We start from the raw sequence: 18,590 nt of genomic DNA on the forward strand, positions 1-18,590 counted from the left end.
CCGGCGGGCTTTGCGGGCTTAACCCGCCGTTAAGCCGCGGGGCTCATGATCGTCTCATGAGCCCTCACATCTTCATTGCCACACCTTGCTATGGCGGTTGGGTCGGGCATGGTTACATGCAGTCGGTGATCGGCTTCACACACCTGGCCGAGCGCTGCGGCATCGATACCACGCTGGCGATGCTCGCCCATGACGCGCTGATCTCGCGGAGCCGCAACAGCCTCGTCCGCAGCTTCATGGAATCGAACGCCACGCATCTGCTGTTCATCGATGCCGACATCTCCTTCGAGCCATCGGTGCCGATCCGGCTGCTCGACGCAGCGAAGCCCATCGTCGCCTGCCTCTACCCGGTCAAGACCCATCGCTGGGAGCGGGGCTCATCGCCCGGCGAGCCGCCGGAGACAGGTCTTCTCGATTATGTCGGGGTGTTCGCCGCCGATGCGGAAGCGGATGGCGATTTCATCACCGCCGACTATGCCGGTACCGGGTTGATGCTGATCGCGCGCGAAGTGATTGCGTCGATGATCGAGGCCTATCCGGACCTCGCCTATGGCCGCATCGACGCGCATGACCAGTCGCCCTCGGCGCGGTTCCATGCGCTGTTCGACTGTTCGATCGACCGGGAGAGCGGCACCTATCTGAGCGAGGATTTCCACTTCTGCCGCCTGTGGCGCGCGCTTGGCGGTCGTATCTGGCTCGACCGACGCAGCCGCATCACCCACACCGGCGGTACCGACTTCAGGGGCGACCCGGCCGCGCGGTTCCTGCCGGCATTTCCTCCATCAGGCAGAGATGGACCCTAAGGCCCTCGACCTCGTGTTCCAGCTCCAGCGTGCGCCGACGCAGCGTGGCATTGGTTTCCAGAAGCTGCGCCACCAGAGTGCCCTGCGAGCGCAGCAGTGCCGCCTGCTCGGCGCGGCCGAACATGATCAGCCAGCGCAACGCGAGACCGATCGGCACGATCACGCTCGCCCACCACCATTGCGGATCGGAGGGATGCAGGCTGTCCAGCGCATCCGGATAGGCCGATCCATCCGCCGGGCTCATGGCTGCGTGCCGGCGCTGCGCCCGGTCTCGCCGAGACGCGCCTCGAGGGCGGCGAGGCGTCGCGACATCTCACCGAGCGCGGCGACGAGATCGGGGATCACCCGGGTCTGGTCGATCATCTGCGGAACGACGGCGCCACGCTCGTCTACCGCGTCCTTCTCACCGACCAGCGCCGATGGATAGACCGCGCCGAACTCATGCGCGATGAAGCCCACGGTGCGCTCCTCGCCGACCGATCCGCGCCAGACATAGGAAACCGGCCGCAATCGTCCCAGCCGCTGCCGGGCGCCCAGACCGCACAGGGGCTCGACATCCTCCTTGAGCCGGTAATCCGACGCCGTATTGTAATTCACACCACTGGCGATCCCGTTGGTCACCACCAGCGAGATCGAGCCGACATTCACTGTCGCGCCTTCGTCGGTCGAGCTGGTGAAACTCACGATCGGGCTGCCATTGGACTGCCGCGAGATCCCGAGCGTGGCGACGCTCGAGCCGACATTGAACATCGTCAGATGCCCGGGCGTGTAGATCGAGCCGGTGATCACGTTCGCCACCGGGTCCTGCACCGCCAGATTGTTGGCCATCTGGTAGACCAAAGGTACGCCGAGCGAGCCGCTCATGATGTCGCCGGTGCGATTGACGTAGCCGGTCAGGAACTGCGTCGTTGCCAGCCGGCCGGAGAGGTCGCCGGGCGGCGGCGTCGGCGCCTGCGGCGTGCCGGTGAAGACCGGCGAGGCCAGCGGCGCCGCTGCCGGCAGCTTGAGCGACAGGAACGGCGCTCCCGGTGCGGGCTGGATCATCGACGCATCGATCGCGGTCGTGCCGGCCGGCACGGTGATCGTCCACAATGCGATCGCACCGGCCGGTGCCGCGGTACCGCTGACCATGGAGAGTGCGACGCGCTCCTGCAGCACGGTCGCCTGCGCACCCCCCTGCCCGTCCACGCCGAACATCGTCTGGCCCGGATTGGTGGCATTGAAATACGGCAGCACCGTCGCACCACCCTGCTGTTCGGAAAACGCCGCGGCGACACACCAGGTCGCACCGGCGGCAGGCACGGCCAGTGTCGTCACCGTGGTATTGATCGCGAGCTTGACCACCGGGTCGGACGAGGGCGGCAAGGTGCCGTAGTAGTCCGCATCGACCACCGATGGTGTCATCAGGCTGCCTGGGCCGACCAGGACGTTCAGCCCCGTGCCGGGCGTGCAGGCCAGACCGTCGACATAGGCGTGCGCGTTACCGAACACCGCCTGTGCGAGATATCCGAGTCCCACCAGCGTGTTGCGCGACTGCAAGAGCTGATCGGTGTCGGTCGGCACGCTGCCGACATAGACGATCTGTCGATCCATGACCTGTCCCTCAATACTGGATCAGCCGCACGCCGCAGCGCGTCGCGGCCGGAATGGCGCTGGCGACCGTCGCGCAGATCGCGCCGATGCCAAGTGTCGTGGTCATCGGTTGCGCAACCGTGCCGATGTGGTCTGCTGCCCGCAATGCGGGGCCCGATCGTGTCGGGATGAAGCTCGTGACCGCGGTGCCGGGTTCGAACTGCCAGCATTGCGTCAGCACCGGCGGGATCGTCGTCCCCTGTCCGACCAGCATCAGCCGCAGCCGCACGGTCCGGGGGGCCGCTCGGCCGGGGAGCGGCAGGCTGATCCGCTGCCACACACCGCGGCGCGTCATGTCAGCGGCGGTCGAGAGGCTCTGTCCCGAATCATCGCAGGTGAGTGCTGCCGACACGCAGCCCGGATCCTGAGGCAGCAGCAGCCACAGGCTGGCCACCGCGGCCGCGCTGCCTGCGGCAATGCTGACCGACGGTCCGGCCGTGTCTCCTTCCGCCACCGCGCACGACATCACCTGGCTTCCGCTCAGGAGCGCCTGGGTGCTCGTGACCGGCTGACCCGACCCATACAGGAAATCATTCCAGCCGAGACTGTCGGCGATCAGGTTCCACCCCGCCGGCTCTGCCAGCACCGCGCCCGACTGCGTCCGGACGCTGAACGGGCCGACAAGGTGCATGCTGCCGGATCCGTCGATGAAGGTGGCCGGAGTCCAGCGATCGGTCCGCAAGCCCGTGGCCGTCGTACTGTCAGACCACCCCTCGACCAGGAAGCCGTAATCGAGACTGCGCGATCCGTAGCGCATCGGTCCGATCCCGTAGCCCCCGGCCGCGTTCATACCCGCTGCATTCGAGATCACCCCGGTATCGGCCGTGCGGCTCGGCTCGACGATCCGCCAGTCAATCTGCGCCAGGGTGGAAAGTGTCAGCGCCAGCGCATCGCGCGTCGCGCGGGTTGGCAGCAGCGCGGCCCGAATCCTGGCACGATAGGCGTCGTCAGACTCCCCCGCGCCGCGTCCGAGAGCGGGACCGAAGAAATCGGCGCTGATCATCTCCAGATGGCCGCCGCTCGCGCTGGCCAGTCGAGTCTGCGCGAAAACCGCCTGCAACTGGGCGAATATCGCGACCCAGGCCGTCGCCTGACCCGCCAGAACGGCGTCGAGCACCGGGGTCGGCGAGACCGGATCGGCGCCGCGCTCAGCGAACCATCCCGACGGCAGGACTGCGCGCATGCGCGCCTGCATCTGGCTGCTCGTCTGGCCCGCAACCGGGCCCAGCAATGTCGGATCGACCGCGGTCATCGCTCAGCCGCCCACGACCGAGATCTGACCGGCGCGCACCACGCTCGTCAGGGTGCCGCCGAGATCGGACGATCCGCCGTCGAGCGTCACCGACACCACATTGGTCACCGCAGCACTTGCCGCATAGGCCAGGGCGACGATCCGGGTCAGGCGCAACGGCGCCCCCACCGGCAGCGCTCCCACATATGCATCGACCGCGAGCGTGATCGCGGCCGCCACATCGGCGAACACGGCCTGGGCATCGATTTCGACCACGACCTGCATGTTGGCGACGATCACCGTCGGTCCGATCACACTGAACCGCGAGCCGATCGGACGCACCGCATCCACGGCCTGTTGCGCCGCATCGAGCAGCGCGGCAGGGGGCGCCCCGCTACCATCGTCCATCACCACGGTGAAATAGCCGGGCACGACAGTGCCGTCGGGCGCGGTATTCTCGATGACCTCGCAGCTCACCCCGAGTTGCACCGCCTGCACCGCGGTCCGGATCGCCAGCACCGTCGCCTGCGCGCGGCTGTTGATGTAGGCGACGAAGCGGGCGCGCAGCGCCGCATCGGTCTCCGGATCGGCACCGTTGGTGAACGCCACCGGATTGCTGACCAAGTCGATCCCGGGGATGGACGAGCCCTGCAGGGAAATTGTCCCGGACGCCACATTGCCGAGAGTTCCAGCCGTCAGCGCCCTCACCGTGACCGCCACCGAGACCGTTCCGGCCGGCCGGGTATAGGGCCCACCGACGACCGCGAAACTCACCGAACCATCGGCCGTCCTGACCTGCGCGCCGTTGGGGATTACCGCGCTGCTGCCGGCGGGGTTGAGCGAACTCATCACCACCTGCCCGCTCGCCGAGGTCGCCGCCAGGCGTGTCAGACCGAAATCGCCCACCCAGCTGTCGATATCGGTGCCTGAGCTGGTCGCGAGCCGCGTCGACGCCAGCACCTGCATGTTGAGAAACTGCACCCAAAGGGCAATCGACGCACCCGATTCCAGCAGGGCGCGCGCCACCGAACCGCTGCTGACATCGATCAGTGACCCGCTTGCATCCTGCAAGCCAGCACACATGCCCTGCACGATGTCATCGAAGCTCTGTAAAGTGGTTGTCATGGAGACCCGCCGACGGTGAGTGCAACGCGCGATGTCGTGCCGTCGGCGGCGTCCGCATAGGTGATGGTGGTATCGATGGTGCCGTTGCCGGAATCGCTTACGCTGACCTGCGGCGCGGGACTCGTGGCGATGGCCGCCTCGAGCTGGAGCTGCCGGCGGATCGACGCCGCGATCTGGCCGGCCGCGACCACGTTGCCGATTTGGCTCCGCAGCCCACCCCCGTAACCGACATCCCAGATATAGTCGCCCGGGTTGGTCAGCAGCCGTCGCAGCACACGTTGGCGTACCCAGTCATCCGCAGTGACCGTGGCCAGCCCGCTGCCGGCATCGAGCATGAGATCGCCGCCGATATCGTGAGAGAGATCCATGGTCACCCCTGTGACTTGATCGGCTGGCCCGACATATCCGACCCGGCCTTGACACCGGTGTGGAGGTGCTGTTCGAGCGACACGCCGCCGGCGCTGATGTCGCCATCCGCCGTGATCCGGCCCGCGACATGCAGGTCACCGCCGATCGCGATGCCTTTTCGCGACAGATGCAGATACACACCCTGGTCGGCGAAGATGCCGATCTCTCCTGGCTGCACCACATCGCCGCTCGCCGGCGATACCGGTGGCGTCTTGGTCGCGTCGAACAGGCGACCGACGATGACGGGATGTTCCGCATCACCCTCCATCGGCGCGATCACCACCTGGGTGTCGACCTCGCACGGACAGGCGATCTTCAATCCGCCGGCGGCGAAGCCGGAGTCCGGAATCCAGCCGCTTTCGATCCCCTCCGGCTGAATCGTCACCTTCACCGTATGTGTCTTTGCGTCGACAGCCGAGACGATGGCATGCCGAAGCCGGCCGATGCGGCTGTCGGCCATCATCGCCTCGAGTTTCATTCGTTCGAGAAACTCCTGCATGGCTCCTAATCCTCCGCAAGCGTGCTGGCGGTCATGTATTGTCTGAAGCCGCCGGCGACCGAGATCGAGCGCTCGATCTCGTCGAGCCGGTAGAGCCCGTCCCAGGCGGTCTGCGTGCCGGTCAACCCGATCGTGTCGCCTGCCGACAGCGCGAGTTCGCCCGGCAGAACGATCTGCACGCTGCTGGAGCGCGGCCTGATGCGGTCGAGCAGCGCCTGTGCGAGGGCCTGCGCATCGTCATCGGCCAGATTGGGCCTCATGACGTCATAGGCTCCCATCGCTCCCGCCGCGCCGGTATCGACCAGGCTGCGTTGCCGGCTGTTCCAGCTTCTCACCCTAACCGCGGTGTCGGTGGCGATCTCCGGCAGTGCGCTCAGCAGGATCTGTTCGGCCGGCGGTCCCAGCAGCGTCGTCCAGCCTCCTGGCGAACACGACCACATCGCCGATACACCAGCCGCGCCTGCAAGCGGGCCGAACACCAGCGTGTCGGCCGACAAGCCGACGTGACAGCCTTCCATCAAAGCCAGCTCGCTCAGCAGATCCCAGGCCGTCGCGCGCGCCGAATAGGTCAGCAGCGGCAAACGCCGATGCTCGATCTGATAGAACTGGCCCACCATGCGCGTGGTCGGGATCACCTGCGCGGCCAGCCCGCAGGCGTTCGCCACCGAGATCGCGATCTCGCTGCTGGTTCGGTTCAGATAACCATCGGGAATACGATAATCGAGCAGCAGGGCGCCGAGATCACGCCCCTCGCACATCAGCATGCCGCCGGCCGCATCCCATCGCATCCGGTCGACGCGCCCGAGCAACACGCGGCTCCAGCCAGTGCTGTCGGCAAGGATTTCCAGCGCGATGCGTGCGCCGCCACCGAACAGCGCGATCACGCCGGCAGCGTCCGCGATCGCCAGCGGCGCCTTGAAGGTGAACGCCGCCGCGCGGGCGAAGCGCGAGACGTCCCAGTCGAGCTCGCTGAGCGCCAGCACCGATCCGTCACCCAGTACGGCCCGGATCGCGATGCTGCGCAACAGCGTGCTCAAGACCCCTGGCTCCCGGCCGAGCCGGTCGGAATGACGAGCTGCGTCAGCCCTTCGACCATCGGGTCGCTCAGCCCATTCGCCGTCGCGATCCGCTGCCACAGCCGTGCATCGCCATAGAGGCGTGCGGCAAGATGGAAGAGTGTCGTCGATGTCACTTCGATGACCGTCATTCAGCCGATCCCGCACCGCCCAGCACAAGCCCAGCCTGGCCCACCAGCCCTCCGGCAATGACACCGCACGCCATGCGGCCGCAGCCGGAGACGGCCGCATGGATTGCCGGCGCCGTCATCGGCCAGCCACCGCTGATGGAAGCGATCGCCGCCGCTCCGGAGGTCCCGATCGCGGCCAGGCCAGCGTCGAGCTGCGAAAGCGCCGGCAGGTCGCTCGCCCCGAGCTGCCGCGACGAGGCGGCGGCGATCACCCCCGGCAGCGCCACCAATTCCGGATTGGCCAGCTCGCCCGACGCGGCCAGGACCGTCGACGCCAGCGACAGCGAGGCGCCCACCAGAGCGAGCGGGTCGGAAACGGGTGGCCCCCAGTCCAGCGGCTGGCAGCGGATCTCATAGGCGATCGCATGGCCGCCCCGGGCATAGCCGTAGCGGAAGCGCTCGATCATCACATCGATCTGGAATGTCTCGAAGGCCAGCGTCTGGCTGTCGCCGTCACGGCGCAACTGATCGAGTTCGAGCGCGCGCTGGAGCGCATCCTCGCCGACGAACACGCCCGTCCAGACGATCGCGCGATCCTGCGCACCCAGAACGTCGACCGCGCGCCCGCCGCCCGGCAATTCGTGGATGACGAGGCGCTGGTCGCCGCCCAGCACGATCTCGTCAGGCACGCCGGCGCCCGTCAGGCGGACGGTGCCGATCGACATCGGAATGACGCTCATGCTGCGGGATGCCTCTTGCTGAAGATCAGAAAGCAGGTGAGTTCGAGCGGTAGAGCGGCATACTGCCGACATCGATGCCCGAGCCGCGGGTCGATGGCAGCATCGCCTGCCGGGTCTGCTCACGCGCCACCACGGTGCCGAGTTGGCGCCCGTCGACGATGAGCTCGCCGACCAGCGTCATGCCCGCGTTGCCACTCCCCGCGGTTGCATTGGCGGAAGCATCGTCGCGGCGCGACTGCCCTGCGGGACCAGCCAGGCGCAGATCCATCAGGCCGGGCTGTCCGGTCACGGGCGGCACAAACCCCAGCCCGCCCTGCCCGGCAAACGGCATCATGCGACCGGCCTCTCCGAACGCGCTGCCCGGCATGGCCCGCGACGCAGCATCACTGCCCGCCACGAACGACAGGCGGGACAGGCCTGCTCGCATCGCCACCGACGACATTCGCGTGGCCGAAGCTTGCGTGCCGTTCCAGCCGCCCCACGACCGTGGCCCCGCTCCGACGGCCGCCGCCAGCTTGACACCGCCCGCCCGCGGCCGAGCGAACCCAGTCATCGTCATTGCCGCTCTCGGCGTGGCGCCGACCACCTCTGCCGGGCCCTGCGTCTGCCTCGCGCCGATGTGCATGCGCAGCGACGGCGCGCGCAGCGCCAGCCTGCCAGAAACCGGCTGCGACCGCGTCTCGATCGACGCTCCCACCCGGCGCCGGAAGGCTGCAAAGCCAGCCGTCGAAGGCAAACCACCCCAAGCCTGCGACCGCACAGCACTTCTCCCCTGTTGCGTCGGCTTCGCCCCGGAATCCAACAGCCGGTCCAAGTCCGCCGCCGCCTCGGTCGTCATCTCCGCGTCTCCGCGTCTTCCGGCCAGGCGGATCCTCCGCCGCACCCAGACGGGACGTGGCGCCGCGTCCGCGCCTTGCCGCAGACGCCGAAGCCCGGGCGCACCGATCCTGAACGCCACCGCGTCGGGCACTCCGCGCGGGCCGCCCCGACGGCCGGGTCTGGCGCGATCATCGCTCATGTCAGCCACGACAGCGCACTCCAGTCGAATCGGCCGCCCTCGATCTCGCCGAGGGCCACGCAGCATGCCGCGCGCCTGGCGCGACTCATCCGGTTGATTTCCATCCACGGCACCCCGTTCTTGGCGAGATAGAGGGTTTCGCGAAGAACGGGGTGCCGGCTCAGTTTTTTACGACGGCCAGATCCTCGTCACGTGCCGCCTGCGACAGCTCGACCGCTACGCGATCGAGCGCATCACCGCCGAGGCGTCGCGCGAGGTCGCGCATCGCGTCCTTGCTTGCGGGCAGCCGCACCGGTACGCCGTCGATCGACCGTACCGCGCAGATCGTCAGCGCGTAGTGCATCCACGGATCGGAGCCCGCCGCATGTCCGGCTGCCTCGATGACATCGAGCATGTCGCCCGCGTCCACTTCGCGTACCCCCAGCCTGCGCCCGTCGGCAAGCGTGATCTCGACCTCCGCCATCAGAGCTTCTTCCTCTGGCTGGCGTAGAACGCGACCACCTGCTTGACGATGTTCTCGGCGTGATAATGACCGGAATCGATCAGGGTCAACGACACGCCGACAAACTCGTAGGTGCTGGTTGAGCCATCCGGTTCGGTTACGTACTGATAGATCGTCCCCGATCCGATCGATCCCTTGGTCCAGAAATCGGACTCGATCTGCACGATGAGATCGTCCACCGCGGAGGAACCGCGATCGAGCTGGAACTGCCCGCGCCAGCCGGCCGGTGTGTTGAACTCCATCGGCGCGCTGTTGAGCGGGTCCGACCTCTGCGTGCGCACTTCCTGCTGCGCGCGAAAGCCCGTCACGTCGCGCAGGTCGGTGCGCACGCCGTTCCAGATGAGCACGACCTCGCAGTTGCGCCCGATTGTGTATGCGTTGACCATTCGGCGCTCCGGTTCAGGAATTCTGGGTCACGGCGACGGCGACGTTCTGTCCGCCCTGGAGATTGACCAGGAAGCGCTCGTTGATGCCCTGGTATCGGACCTGTACATCTGCCTGCACATATCCGAGCGCGGTTCTCGCCTGCGGATTGTTGGTGGCATCGCAGACCACGGCGTAAGGTACCGAGCCATCGACACTGCCAAGTATACCCTGACCCAGCAGCGTCGAGAGATAGTTCAGCAGCGTGGAGCGGATGTTCGACAGCAGGTTCGCATTGATCACGCTGCCGACATAGGCACCCATGCCGAGACTGAGGGTCTGTGCGATGTAGTTGGTCAGCCGTGTGTAGTTGTCGCCCGAGACGGTGTTCGAGCTCGCGGTGTTGAATCCGCCGCGCACCGCCCAGTAGGCACCGCCGGGTGCCGGATTGCAGACCACGTCGATGCCGTTCTCGAACAACGTCTGCAGCTCCGCCGTCGAATAGGTGGCCGACTGCCCGCTGGACACCAGGCCGCTGCGCTGGCTGCCGATGATGCTGGCCAGAGACTTGTTGAGCGACGATTGCTCGACCGAGAGATTGGCGAGTCGCCCGGCGACGAAGGCCTGCGGGCTGACAAGACGCGTCCGTCCCGAGCTCGGATCGTACCAGTAGAGCCAGTCGCCGAACATCAGCTTGCAGGCGTAGGAATCAAGCCCGCTCGACTGCTTGACCGCGATCGCATCGGCGATCGTGTCCCCGCTCGGCCCGGTCAGGATCATGTAGCAGCCCTCGGCCTCGCCGAACGCCGCCTGCACCGTCCACTGGGTGGGATCGTCGCAATCCGCGAGCATCGCGATCGCGCATCCCTGACCGCGCAAGGCATACATGCCGTTGCGGATCGCCGCATCCTGCCCGACCAGGCTCGCCGCGGTCACGCCGGCGATGCCGTCGCTGCCGTTCAGCAGCGTCTGGTTGACCACCGCCACCGGCGTGGTGGTTGTCGCCTGACCCGCCGTGGCGACGCAGAGCTGCGAGGGTCCGCGCGTCGGGCCCTGGCCGAAATTGACCGCGGCGACGAGATCGCTCCACACGCTCGCAGCCCCGCCCGCCGCGCCGAGATTGTCGAACACCTCGGGCAGCAGGCCGGCCGTCTGCAACGTCAGGCGCCAGGTTCCGGCTTTCGCGCCGGCGCCGAACTGCACGGAGATCGTGTTGCCGGCCGAGCCGGAATAGAGGGCTGTCAGCAGGACCGGATAGCTGCCGGTGGCGGTGTTGTAGAGCAGCGCATAGGTCGCCGCCTGATCGGTGCCGTCACTGACGCGGACGCAGCAGAACGCTGTCGCTCCCTGCTGTACCGCGCAGGCGCATGCGCTGCCGAGGTCGTATCGGCGAGCGCCCGGCGTGCCGAACGCGAGCTGGAACTGCGCCATCGAGCCCAGCACCACGGGCCGCCCGACCGGCCCCCAACTCGCTACGCCAACGAGTCCGATCACATTGCTTGGCACGCCGTTGAGGGTCAGTGCCTGGGGCGAGACGATCTCGACATACAGATCGGGCACCACCAGTGCACTCGAGTTGAGCCGTCCGGCCTGGGAGATCTGCGGCATCAGCCCTGCCCTCCTGCGTCGGCGCCCGGCAGTGCGACGACGACGGTCCTCGTCCGGTTGGCGCCCTTGAGGATAGCGTCGATGACCGCCTCGTCGCGAATGATGTCGCCGCGACCATAGCTTCCGAACCCTTCTGTCACGACAAGGGCTCGTTGTGATTGTACCATTGAAATCGACTCCCAGCTCGTCAATCAGGATGCAGAGGCGGCGCGCTTCGCGGCAAGGTCCGACAGGGCCGCCCCGCACAGCTCGACCCGGCTTTCGTCAGGACCGCCCGCGGTCCAGGTCGGGAGCAGCCAGCCGCCCTCTGCGAGCTCGTTCCACGCGTAGATCAGCCCGACCTGCGCAGGGCAGGCCGCGGCATTGTCGATCACGAAGGATGCGGCCTCCGCGATATGCAGCCCGATTTCCGCCGGGCTGCCGGCCTGGTAGTAGTTCCCGTCGGAAACACCCACCGGGACCGGGTAGAAGGGTTGCGGTCTCTCCACCAGCGGCCGCTGGTCCCAGCCGCACATCGCGGTCGGGATCATCGGCATTCCCTGCTGTGCGCGGCGCTGCCAGTCATCGCGTGCCGCCTCGGTCAGTGCGGCATATGATTGCATGTCCCCATCGAGCGACGGACAGCAATAGCAACCCGCCGCATCGGCGCCGTCCGCGAGCGCGGCCACGGTGTTGTCGTAAGCTGCAAGCCCTGCGCCGGAGAGCCACACGACATACGGATCGCCCACGCCGGTGGCAGCCGCCAGCGCGCGCAGTTGCGCGATCTCGCCGGCGACGCCGCCACTGCCCAGTCCCGCTGTCTGAACAGCCTGCGCGTCCAGCAGCAGATACAGTGGCCGTCCGCCGAGAACGGTTACATAACCCGGCTGCGACATCAGCGCGACGTCGCGCGCAATGGCCTGCTGTGCGGCCTCCGGTGTGCTCCACGACGATGTTTGGCCGAGCATGCAGAAGCCGAGCCGTGATCGGCTCGCGCTCGACAGATAGAGTTGCAGCGCCAGGCTGAGCGTGTCCGCAGACGCGTAGCTGTCGAACGCCCAGAACCCGATGCCACCGCGGCAGGCGGCGTCAATCTCGGCATCGATCGTCGCCTGGGTCGCTCTCGGCCACGACGCCACCCCGTTCGTGACGACCGCGTTGGCCGGCAACCGGTTCTGGAACGCCGGCGCAGACAGCGCATCCGCACATTGCGCATCGATCGGATTGGCTGGATCGTACCAGGCATCGAACCTGACCGCGCCCATCCTCGGCAGCACCACCGGCACACCCGGCAAGGTCTGGTCGAACACCCGACTGCTCACCCCGTCATCGACATGACCCAGGCCGAACAGCATCCGGGTCGTCGCCTGTGTGATCGTGGTCGCATACTCGACACGGAACAGCAGGTCGCGCCGATAGACGTTCGCGTTGACGGCGTCATCTTTTTCGGCTGTCCCGTCATAGACGACGCGTGCGGAGGTCCCGTCCGACAGTGTCAGCCAGTCGAGGCTGGAGAAAGCCACATCGATCGACCGGGCCAGCACATCGCGTGTCCGCGGGTCGGGACACCACAGACCGACAAGCAGTTTCTGTTCCTGTCGTCTCGTCTCCAGCAGGCAACTCGCCGCCCCGGCAGTTCGCGCCGCGAGCGCACGCGCATAGGGGAATGTCCAAACGCCCCCGACGGCGACACAGCCCGGGATCATCGGTGCCAGCCTGGCTGCGAGTGCGGTGGCCGTCTCGCCGTCCTGGGCTGCAAAGGCATAGGCGACACCGTCGATGTCGATGCCGACCACATCGCCCGCACTCGCGCTACCGGAGATCGCGCACGACATGCCATCGACCTCGAGCGTGATCGTCGGCGATCGCGCGGACACGGTCTTCCACACCGGCGCATAGCGCGTCGTATTGACTGTGCCACGCTCGATACTCGTGACGGTGACGATCTGGTTGCCGGCCCCGATATCCTGGTTCAGGCCGGTGGAATTCGGCCAGCCCCGATAGATCTTGACGGCCTGACCGGTAATGCTCGCACCCTGGGTGCCGCCGGGATAGACAGCGCCGAGAACGACGTCGCAAAGCGCATTCTCGACATCGGATATATCGGCCAATTTCTGGTATCCTGCTAGCTCGTCTGCAATGCTGCGCTGATCGACCAGCCGAAGGCCGAGCGCTGCGTGCCGACGATCTGATAGATGTTGCCGCCCGCATCGAGCAGGCGCATGCCGGACGTGATGGTGACGCCGCTGATGGCTGGCAGCAGCACGGCGTAGTAGGCTGAACGCGTATCGCTGGGCAGCCTGGTCGGATCAGCCTCGGTCTTGCTTCTCAGCAGCAGGCTCGCCGGCCAGCCGGTCGCCAGCGCCGTCGCGGCGCTGGAGGCGAGACCGCCATAGGCATTGGTGCCAGGCTGGGTTGCCGTCGCCGATTGAAGCACCGACAGCGTCGCATTGCACAACACCCCGCTGGCCGGACGCGCCGGATCCACTCGCAGAACGAACAGCGTCTCGGTCCCGACCAGGTAATCGCCGGCCTGCAAGGACGATGGATCGCACAGAAGCTGCACGATCGGCTTGTCGGGTGCGAGCGCCACCCTGAACGCGAGAGAACAGTCCTGCGTATACGCCAGGTCGACGGAAGCGATCGCCGGACTGTCGAGCGGCGACCCGGTTCCAACCGGCCGATACACTGCGAATGACGCGCCGATCCGGGCGGCCGCCTGCCGCAGTCCGTGACAGGTCAGGGCGCTGAGACGTGCCTGGTCCATGACGAGCTCAGGACACGCTGATCACGCCACCATTGACCCATAGCGTGCCGCTCGCGCCCGGCTGCGACGGCAGACTACCGGCCGAGGTCGCCGCATTCATCACCAGGGCGAGTTCCTTGATCGCACCGTCGGAGTACTGCACGGTGGTTCCCGTCACGCAGTCGGCGCCATATTGCGTGCGCGCCACGATCGCGCCCTGCGGCCACACCGTCGACCCGTCGCGTGCGCCGAACACGCGCAACGTGTAGGCGGCGGCATTCTCCGAGAAGGTCGACCCTGTCGGCACGTTGACCGGCCGCGCCAGAGGCATCACGAGCACCGGCAGGCCGCCGCTCGACGCTCCGAACAGTCCGACATAGACCAGCAGCCCCCAGTTCGCGCCGGCCGGACCCACGGTGCCGCCGTTCTGCGCGACACTGTAGCTGCCGCCGGGCTGCGAGAACGTCACCGGCCGCCTTGCATAGGCGGTGTCAGTCGGCTCGGCGAAGGCGCCCGGCGAATACGAGGTCGCATAGCCCATCCATCCCGAGAAAAACACCATGAGCCTTTACTCCGACAGCTAGATGACGATGTTCGAGGCGCGCGCATCACCCAGGAACGGCACTCCGAAATGGGCAGCAAGGCGCTGGCCCCACGCGCTCATCAGGCGGAAGCGATCGGCGACCTCGTTCGGATTGTGTCGCCACGACGCCGCCATAGCGGTGTCGAGATTGGCTGAGGACGACGCGAGATCGGTCTCGAACGATGCGAGTGTCGCCAGCAGCATCCGCGTCACCTGCCGTTCGGCTGGCGACATGTTCGACATCCGGTATTCCAGCGCCCCATATTGTTGGAAATAGCGCCATCCCGTGGCGGTGGCACTTCCGCCATATGCAGGGTAGCCACAGAAGCGGCGGATATCCGTCCGCTCCGCATCCGTGAAGTCGGTGTCCGGCAGCGTCAGGGTTGCGGACATTGTTCGACCTCGATCTCGGCACCTCGTTCGTTCAGCAGTGCGATTTCCACCGGATCGGTCACACGCTGTCCGGTGCGCCAGTAATGCTCCACGCCGTCCTCATCGAAGAAGCCGAATGGACAGCACAGCCGGACTGCAGCGACGCCCTTGCGGGGCGTCGCTGCGGCCGCTGCGCGACGCGCTGCGGCCATGCCTTCAGAGGCTCTCGATCACGACGCCGCGCTTGAGGTAGCTGTTCGTCGCGGTAGGGATGATAGAGGTATTCGCCGTCGCGTCGGTCGGCAGCGCGAAGCCGCCGATCCAGTACCAGCTCTGCGCGATGATCTGCTTGAGCCGGTCCAGCGGCTCGCGCGTCACCATCACCACGTCATCGACACGCTCGATCAGCGAACGCTCCGCGTCCGGGATGTCGAGCTTGGCCATGTCGGCATAATCGCCTTCGATCAGTGCGCCCTTGCCGCAGACGATTGCACGGTGGATCGGCCCGGCGCCGAGCGATGCCTGGAGCGGCGCCTCGGTCGTGGGAATGAAACGCACGCCCAGCAGCTCCACCACGCTGCCCGACTGATAGGCCTCCGAACCATAGGCGCCACGATACAGATACTTGAAGTCGCCGTCCCGGAACAGGCCGAGCATCTGCTGATCGTCCAGGTAGCAGTGATAGGCACCATCGACGGTCGGCACGTTGTTCATCCGCAACGCGGCGACCGCGCCGAGCACCGTCTGGATGCCCAGCGTGTCGCCGGGCACATAGCTCGCCGAGCCGTAGGTCCCGGTGGGTGCGGTGAGGGCGGCGGTGGTCAGTCGGCCGTTTGGGCGGAGCACCAGCGGAGCCGTCGCCGCGATCACCGGCTGGGCGGCCGCTCCGTCGGAGACCGACACATTGGTGGTGAAGGTCAGCGTTCCGGACACACCACCCGGCGCGGTCGAGATGTTGACCGCATCGGCGCTAACCGCCGAGACGGTATAGGCATTCGAGCCCACCGTGACGGTCATACCCGAGGTCGCGCCAACCGACACCACCTGGCCATACGTGTTCAGCACAGAGGCAAAGCCGCGGACATCGTCGACACGGAGCGTCGTCGCTGCCGAACTCAGCGCCGAGATCACCCGTGTATTGCCACCCAGATAGCCGCCCACCCCGTTCTGCGCGCCGCCGAAGAGAGTGTTGCGCGCGATCCGGTCGAGCGACTGCATCGCCTGCACGCCATTGGTGCGCGCATTGGCCAGAAACTGGCTGGCGATGCCGACGCCGTCGGTGATCACGTTGAGGTCGATCGTATCGCCGTACTGGTTGATCGACAGCACATACTGCTCCACCGACCAGCTCGACGGCGACAGGCCATTGTCGAAATTGCTGTTTGTCGACGGGTTGAGCGGCGTGGTGACGGGCGCCTTGAGCCCCTTGCGGGTCTTGGTGACGGTCTCGCCGATGCGATTGGGGAAACTCTCACGATCGGCGATGGCGCGGAAGCCGAGACGCGACTGCAGGCCGTCCTGGAACTCGCGCGCCAGAAAGCCCTGCTGGACGATCGGCTGCAACTGCGCCGGAAAATTCGAAATCGACATCTGCTATCCCTGATTGAGATCGATGATGAAGGGGAACCGAGCAGGCCTGGATGCCCGCAGCGGGAAACTCGTGCCGGGAGGCGCGCTCGCTGCCGCCCTAGAGCACTTTCCGAGCCTGTCGCCTCGAATGCAGGGCTCTACACAATTGATGAAGCGAGCACCTTTATCTGACCGAATGATTCCGTTTGATCAGATGACGCTCTAGCGCGAGAGCAGCTTTGCCCGCTCCGCCTGCCAGGCCTCGCGTGACAGCGTGCGCGCATCGACCGTGCGCGGCGTGGCCGGCGCCGGAGCGGCATGCAGCCTGCGCGGTGCCGCAACCTCCGCTACGCCCGGTGCCTGGGCGGCGGCAGCGAACAGGTAGGGCTTGTCCGACCTCAGCGTTGCGATGGTCTCCTCCGCACCGAGGATCTCGCCATCCTCGCCGAGGCTGACACCACCCAGATCGGCGAGGCGCAGCCCATCGAGATCGACGATCCCGGCCCGCAGCGCATGCGCCTTGAGTTCGGCCTGCACGATGCGCTGCCGCGCATCCTCCCTGGCCTGCGACACCGCGAGATCACGCTCCCGATGTGCACTGGTCAGGATGGCATCGCGCTCGCCCTGTACCAGCCTGAGCTGCTGACGTGCCCGCACCAGCTCCTGGCGCAGACGCTTCTCGCTGTCAGTGACAGCTCTGGGCTGTTCGGCCGCAACCGAGACATCGTCATCGGCTGCGACGTCGCCGTCATGTTCCACAACGTCCGTCACATGTGTCCCCATCGCTTGTTGTTGCCGCCGATCGCCGCCATCGCTGGCGGGCGATCGCGAAATCATGTGCCGCCACCGAGCATCACCGAGATGCCATACGAGCGGCCGATGATCCGTTCTGCCGCCGCCTGGGTCATGATGCCCCCCTCGACCAGGCGTCCCAGCGCATCGGCCTGCGCCTGCCGATCCTGCGGTCCCATAGGGAACCAGTCAGGCCAGCTCAGCGACAGACCGGCATCGTCGAGGTCCGTCACATGCGCGTCTCCCACGACCAGGCCACCCTCCAGACGCCTGGACGCGAGGCAGATCTTGCGCAGCAGGCTGACCAGCCCATACTCGCCGTAAGAAATCCGCAACCGATCCGCCAGCCAGATCAGCCCCTGACACATCAGCTCGATCGCGCGCCCGCTCTGCGCGGCACCCAACCGGTCGGACTGCGCGCGATTGCCGTGCATCGCCTCCAGCGCGATCGCCCGAAGCTGCTGAACATGGGCGAGAACCGCTGCGGCCGCATTGCCGTTGATCTCCAGAAGCTTCGCGTCCCCTTCCGGTGGCAACATCAACGCATTGGACGCACCACCGACGTGAGCCGCGCTTCCCTGCGGAATCCCGAGGCCGGGGTCCTTCAGCACGAGCGTCGGGTCCGATCCGTATTTCAGCCCCCGCCCCGCCTGCGAAAGCAGATAATCCGTCTCGATGACGGTATCGATGGCCGCCTGGAACGTGCAGCCCCCGTCAGGACCCTCCCGCATGTCGCATGACGCCGGCAGGTTCCTGATCCAGACGGCCGGAACGAAACCGAGACCGTGTTCGCCGCTGCGCTCGACATCGATCTTGCGATCCGCCCCGTCCCGATAAGGAAGATACCATGTCTCCACGCGGTCATCCCAATGACGTTCGAACCAGTAATCACCTCCTGGCTCGACGGCATGACCCTGCGCGAGCAGATCTTCGGCCTTCACTCGATAGCGCTCGATGAGTTCCGAAAGCTCGCGCGGATCACTGCTGCTCCAGACCGGGGTGAGATAGGCTGTCCGCAGTACGTCGAAGAAGATGCGCCCATCGACGACCCGCATCAGTACCACCACCGATCCGACAGATCCGCGCGTGGCCGCTTCCAACATGGTCTGCTTAAGCGCCGATGCCTGACAGATGGTCTCGAGCGCGGTTGCCGTCCGCGCATCGGAGACCTGGATGGTCGGCCAGTGCCCCTCGCTGAACAGCAGCGAGACGGAATCCTCCACCACCACACGACACAGGTTCGACCTCACCGATGGCCGGCGCTCGTCGAGCGGGACGTATTCGCCGGCGCCGTTGCGCTCTGCCGAGAACGGATAGCGCAGAACGTCGTAATGCCGTCCGTCGAGAACGCTTTCGAGAGCCGACAGCCTGAAGCATCGTTCCGGCAGTGCACGGTCCCTCGGCATACGGTCCTGAAGAGCAAGCCAATCCATC

General features: G+C 66.6%; 23 protein-coding genes. 1 reads left to right on the top strand and 22 read right to left on the bottom strand.

Translation table 11 applies throughout. The features are described 5' to 3' along the window. Positions 1-56 precede the first annotated feature (56 nt). A complete protein-coding gene (locus tag FHR90_RS14015; RefSeq protein WP_176621590.1) occupies positions 57-803 on the top strand; it encodes a hypothetical protein in 747 nt (248 codons plus the stop codon). On the opposite strand, the gene FHR90_RS14020 is transcribed toward FHR90_RS14015, so the two are convergent. From FHR90_RS14020 to FHR90_RS14125, 22 genes are all read right to left on the bottom strand, one after another. Next, complete coding sequence (locus FHR90_RS14020; protein ID WP_176621591.1) at positions 739-1,047, bottom strand: hypothetical protein; 309 nt, start codon at positions 1,045-1,047, stop codon at positions 739-741. The two genes, FHR90_RS14015 and FHR90_RS14020, sit on opposite strands and share 65 nt — an antisense overlap. Continuing rightward, positions 1,044-2,396: a tail fiber domain-containing protein gene (locus FHR90_RS14025; protein WP_176621592.1), complete on the bottom strand. Its 1,353-nt coding sequence runs from the start codon at positions 2,394-2,396 to the stop codon at positions 1,044-1,046. The genes FHR90_RS14020 and FHR90_RS14025 overlap by 4 nt, the downstream gene beginning before the upstream one ends. A 10-nt stretch (positions 2,397-2,406) precedes the next feature. Continuing rightward, the gene (locus tag FHR90_RS14030; protein ID WP_176621593.1) at positions 2,407-3,687 is read right to left on the bottom strand and encodes a phage head spike fiber domain-containing protein; all 1,281 of its coding nucleotides are present in this window, start codon (positions 3,685-3,687) and stop codon (positions 2,407-2,409) included. Between the two features lie 3 nt (positions 3,688-3,690). Beyond that, the gene (locus FHR90_RS14035) at positions 3,691-4,791 is read right to left on the bottom strand and encodes a baseplate J/gp47 family protein (protein ID WP_176621594.1); all 1,101 of its coding nucleotides are present in this window, start codon (positions 4,789-4,791) and stop codon (positions 3,691-3,693) included. Beyond that, positions 4,788-5,159: a hypothetical protein gene (locus tag FHR90_RS14040; RefSeq protein ID WP_176621595.1), complete on the bottom strand. Its 372-nt coding sequence runs from the start codon at positions 5,157-5,159 to the stop codon at positions 4,788-4,790. Before FHR90_RS14040 ends, FHR90_RS14035 begins: the two co-directional genes overlap by 4 nt. Before the next feature lie 2 nt (positions 5,160-5,161). Next, positions 5,162-5,698, bottom strand: a complete 537-nt coding sequence (locus FHR90_RS14045) for a phage baseplate assembly protein V (RefSeq protein WP_176621596.1) — start codon at positions 5,696-5,698, stop codon at positions 5,162-5,164. Between the two features lie 5 nt (positions 5,699-5,703). Further along, positions 5,704-6,735: a hypothetical protein gene (locus FHR90_RS14050; protein WP_176621597.1), complete on the bottom strand. Its 1,032-nt coding sequence runs from the start codon at positions 6,733-6,735 to the stop codon at positions 5,704-5,706. Next, positions 6,732-6,905, bottom strand: coding sequence for a hypothetical protein (locus FHR90_RS14055; protein ID WP_176621598.1), 174 nt, complete (start codon positions 6,903-6,905; stop codon positions 6,732-6,734). The genes FHR90_RS14050 and FHR90_RS14055 overlap by 4 nt, the downstream gene beginning before the upstream one ends. Then, positions 6,902-7,624: a hypothetical protein gene (locus tag FHR90_RS14060; RefSeq protein WP_176621599.1), complete on the bottom strand. Its 723-nt coding sequence runs from the start codon at positions 7,622-7,624 to the stop codon at positions 6,902-6,904. The genes FHR90_RS14055 and FHR90_RS14060 overlap by 4 nt, the downstream gene beginning before the upstream one ends. Before the next feature lie 25 nt (positions 7,625-7,649). Beyond that, complete coding sequence (locus FHR90_RS14065) at positions 7,650-8,462, bottom strand: hypothetical protein (RefSeq protein WP_176621600.1); 813 nt, start codon at positions 8,460-8,462, stop codon at positions 7,650-7,652. 340 nt (positions 8,463-8,802) lie between these two features. Beyond that, on the bottom strand, positions 8,803-9,105 hold the full coding sequence (locus FHR90_RS14070) for a hypothetical protein (protein ID WP_176621601.1): 303 nt from the start codon (positions 9,103-9,105) through the stop codon (positions 8,803-8,805). Further along, complete coding sequence (locus FHR90_RS14075; RefSeq protein ID WP_266152825.1) at positions 9,105-9,473, bottom strand: hypothetical protein; 369 nt, start codon at positions 9,471-9,473, stop codon at positions 9,105-9,107. Before FHR90_RS14075 ends, FHR90_RS14070 begins: the two co-directional genes overlap by 1 nt. A gap of 70 nt (positions 9,474-9,543) precedes the next feature. Beyond that, complete coding sequence (locus FHR90_RS14080) at positions 9,544-11,115, bottom strand: phage tail sheath protein (RefSeq protein ID WP_176621603.1); 1,572 nt, start codon at positions 11,113-11,115, stop codon at positions 9,544-9,546. Further along, the gene (locus FHR90_RS14085; RefSeq protein WP_176621604.1) at positions 11,115-11,255 is read right to left on the bottom strand and encodes a hypothetical protein; all 141 of its coding nucleotides are present in this window, start codon (positions 11,253-11,255) and stop codon (positions 11,115-11,117) included. The genes FHR90_RS14080 and FHR90_RS14085 overlap by 1 nt, the downstream gene beginning before the upstream one ends. Positions 11,256-11,306: 51 nt before the next feature. After that, positions 11,307-13,205 (bottom strand): glycoside hydrolase family 71/99 protein, encoded by a 1,899-nt coding sequence (locus FHR90_RS14090; RefSeq protein WP_176621605.1) that lies wholly within the window; start codon positions 13,203-13,205, stop codon positions 11,307-11,309. Positions 13,206-13,219: 14 nt separating this feature from the next. After that, positions 13,220-13,861, bottom strand: coding sequence for a hypothetical protein (locus tag FHR90_RS14095; RefSeq protein ID WP_176621606.1), 642 nt, complete (start codon positions 13,859-13,861; stop codon positions 13,220-13,222). A gap of 7 nt (positions 13,862-13,868) precedes the next feature. After that, positions 13,869-14,402: a phage tail fiber protein gene (locus FHR90_RS14100; protein WP_176621607.1), complete on the bottom strand. Its 534-nt coding sequence runs from the start codon at positions 14,400-14,402 to the stop codon at positions 13,869-13,871. Positions 14,403-14,420: 18 nt separating this feature from the next. Next, positions 14,421-14,816 carry a hypothetical protein gene (locus FHR90_RS14105; RefSeq protein WP_176621608.1) on the bottom strand — a complete coding sequence of 132 codons (396 nt, stop codon included), beginning with the start codon at positions 14,814-14,816 and terminating at the stop codon, positions 14,421-14,423. Then, positions 14,801-15,007, bottom strand: a complete 207-nt coding sequence (locus FHR90_RS14110; protein ID WP_176621609.1) for a hypothetical protein — start codon at positions 15,005-15,007, stop codon at positions 14,801-14,803. Before FHR90_RS14110 ends, FHR90_RS14105 begins: the two co-directional genes overlap by 16 nt. Before the next feature lie 4 nt (positions 15,008-15,011). Then, entirely contained in the window at positions 15,012-16,385 is a 1,374-nt protein-coding gene (locus FHR90_RS14115; protein WP_176621610.1) for a DUF4043 domain-containing protein, read from the bottom strand. Between the two features lie 201 nt (positions 16,386-16,586). Further along, entirely contained in the window at positions 16,587-17,135 is a 549-nt protein-coding gene (locus FHR90_RS14120) for a phage scaffolding protein (RefSeq protein ID WP_176621611.1), read from the bottom strand. Between the two features lie 62 nt (positions 17,136-17,197). Next, the gene (locus tag FHR90_RS14125) at positions 17,198-18,589 is read right to left on the bottom strand and encodes a phage portal protein (RefSeq protein ID WP_176621612.1); all 1,392 of its coding nucleotides are present in this window, start codon (positions 18,587-18,589) and stop codon (positions 17,198-17,200) included. Between the last annotated feature and the right edge of the window lies 1 nt (position 18,590).

Source organism: Endobacter medicaginis (genome assembly GCF_014192375.1).
GTDB classification, from domain to species: domain Bacteria; phylum Pseudomonadota; class Alphaproteobacteria; order Acetobacterales; family Acetobacteraceae; genus Endobacter; species Endobacter medicaginis.

Bases quoted from the DNA above. Each gene is read 5' to 3' on its own strand.
- FHR90_RS14015 (WP_176621590.1), top strand. From the start codon at position 57: ATGAGCCCTCACATCTTCATTGCCACACCTTGCTATGGCGGTTGGGTC.
- FHR90_RS14020 (WP_176621591.1), bottom strand. From the start codon at position 1,047: ATGAGCCCGGCGGATGGATCGGCCTATCCGGATGCGCTGGACAGCCTG.
- FHR90_RS14025 (WP_176621592.1), bottom strand. From the start codon at position 2,396: ATGGATCGACAGATCGTCTATGTCGGCAGCGTGCCGACCGACACCGAT.
- FHR90_RS14030 (WP_176621593.1), bottom strand. From the start codon at position 3,687: ATGACCGCGGTCGATCCGACATTGCTGGGCCCGGTTGCGGGCCAGACG.
- FHR90_RS14035 (WP_176621594.1), bottom strand. From the start codon at position 4,791: ATGACAACCACTTTACAGAGCTTCGATGACATCGTGCAGGGCATGTGT.
- FHR90_RS14040 (WP_176621595.1), bottom strand. From the start codon at position 5,159: ATGGATCTCTCTCACGATATCGGCGGCGATCTCATGCTCGATGCCGGC.
- FHR90_RS14045 (WP_176621596.1), bottom strand. From the start codon at position 5,698: ATGCAGGAGTTTCTCGAACGAATGAAACTCGAGGCGATGATGGCCGAC.
- FHR90_RS14055 (WP_176621598.1), bottom strand. From the start codon at position 6,905: ATGACGGTCATCGAAGTGACATCGACGACACTCTTCCATCTTGCCGCA.
- FHR90_RS14060 (WP_176621599.1), bottom strand. From the start codon at position 7,624: ATGAGCGTCATTCCGATGTCGATCGGCACCGTCCGCCTGACGGGCGCC.
- FHR90_RS14065 (WP_176621600.1), bottom strand. From the start codon at position 8,462: ATGACGACCGAGGCGGCGGCGGACTTGGACCGGCTGTTGGATTCCGGG.
- FHR90_RS14070 (WP_176621601.1), bottom strand. From the start codon at position 9,105: ATGGCGGAGGTCGAGATCACGCTTGCCGACGGGCGCAGGCTGGGGGTA.
- FHR90_RS14080 (WP_176621603.1), bottom strand. From the start codon at position 11,115: ATGCCGCAGATCTCCCAGGCCGGACGGCTCAACTCGAGTGCACTGGTG.
- FHR90_RS14095 (WP_176621606.1), bottom strand. From the start codon at position 13,861: ATGGACCAGGCACGTCTCAGCGCCCTGACCTGTCACGGACTGCGGCAG.
- FHR90_RS14100 (WP_176621607.1), bottom strand. From the start codon at position 14,402: ATGGTGTTTTTCTCGGGATGGATGGGCTATGCGACCTCGTATTCGCCG.
- FHR90_RS14105 (WP_176621608.1), bottom strand. From the start codon at position 14,816: ATGTCCGCAACCCTGACGCTGCCGGACACCGACTTCACGGATGCGGAG.
- FHR90_RS14110 (WP_176621609.1), bottom strand. From the start codon at position 15,007: ATGGCCGCAGCGCGTCGCGCAGCGGCCGCAGCGACGCCCCGCAAGGGC.
- FHR90_RS14115 (WP_176621610.1), bottom strand. From the start codon at position 16,385: ATGTCGATTTCGAATTTTCCGGCGCAGTTGCAGCCGATCGTCCAGCAG.
- FHR90_RS14125 (WP_176621612.1), bottom strand. From the start codon at position 18,589: ATGGATTGGCTTGCTCTTCAGGACCGTATGCCGAGGGACCGTGCACTG.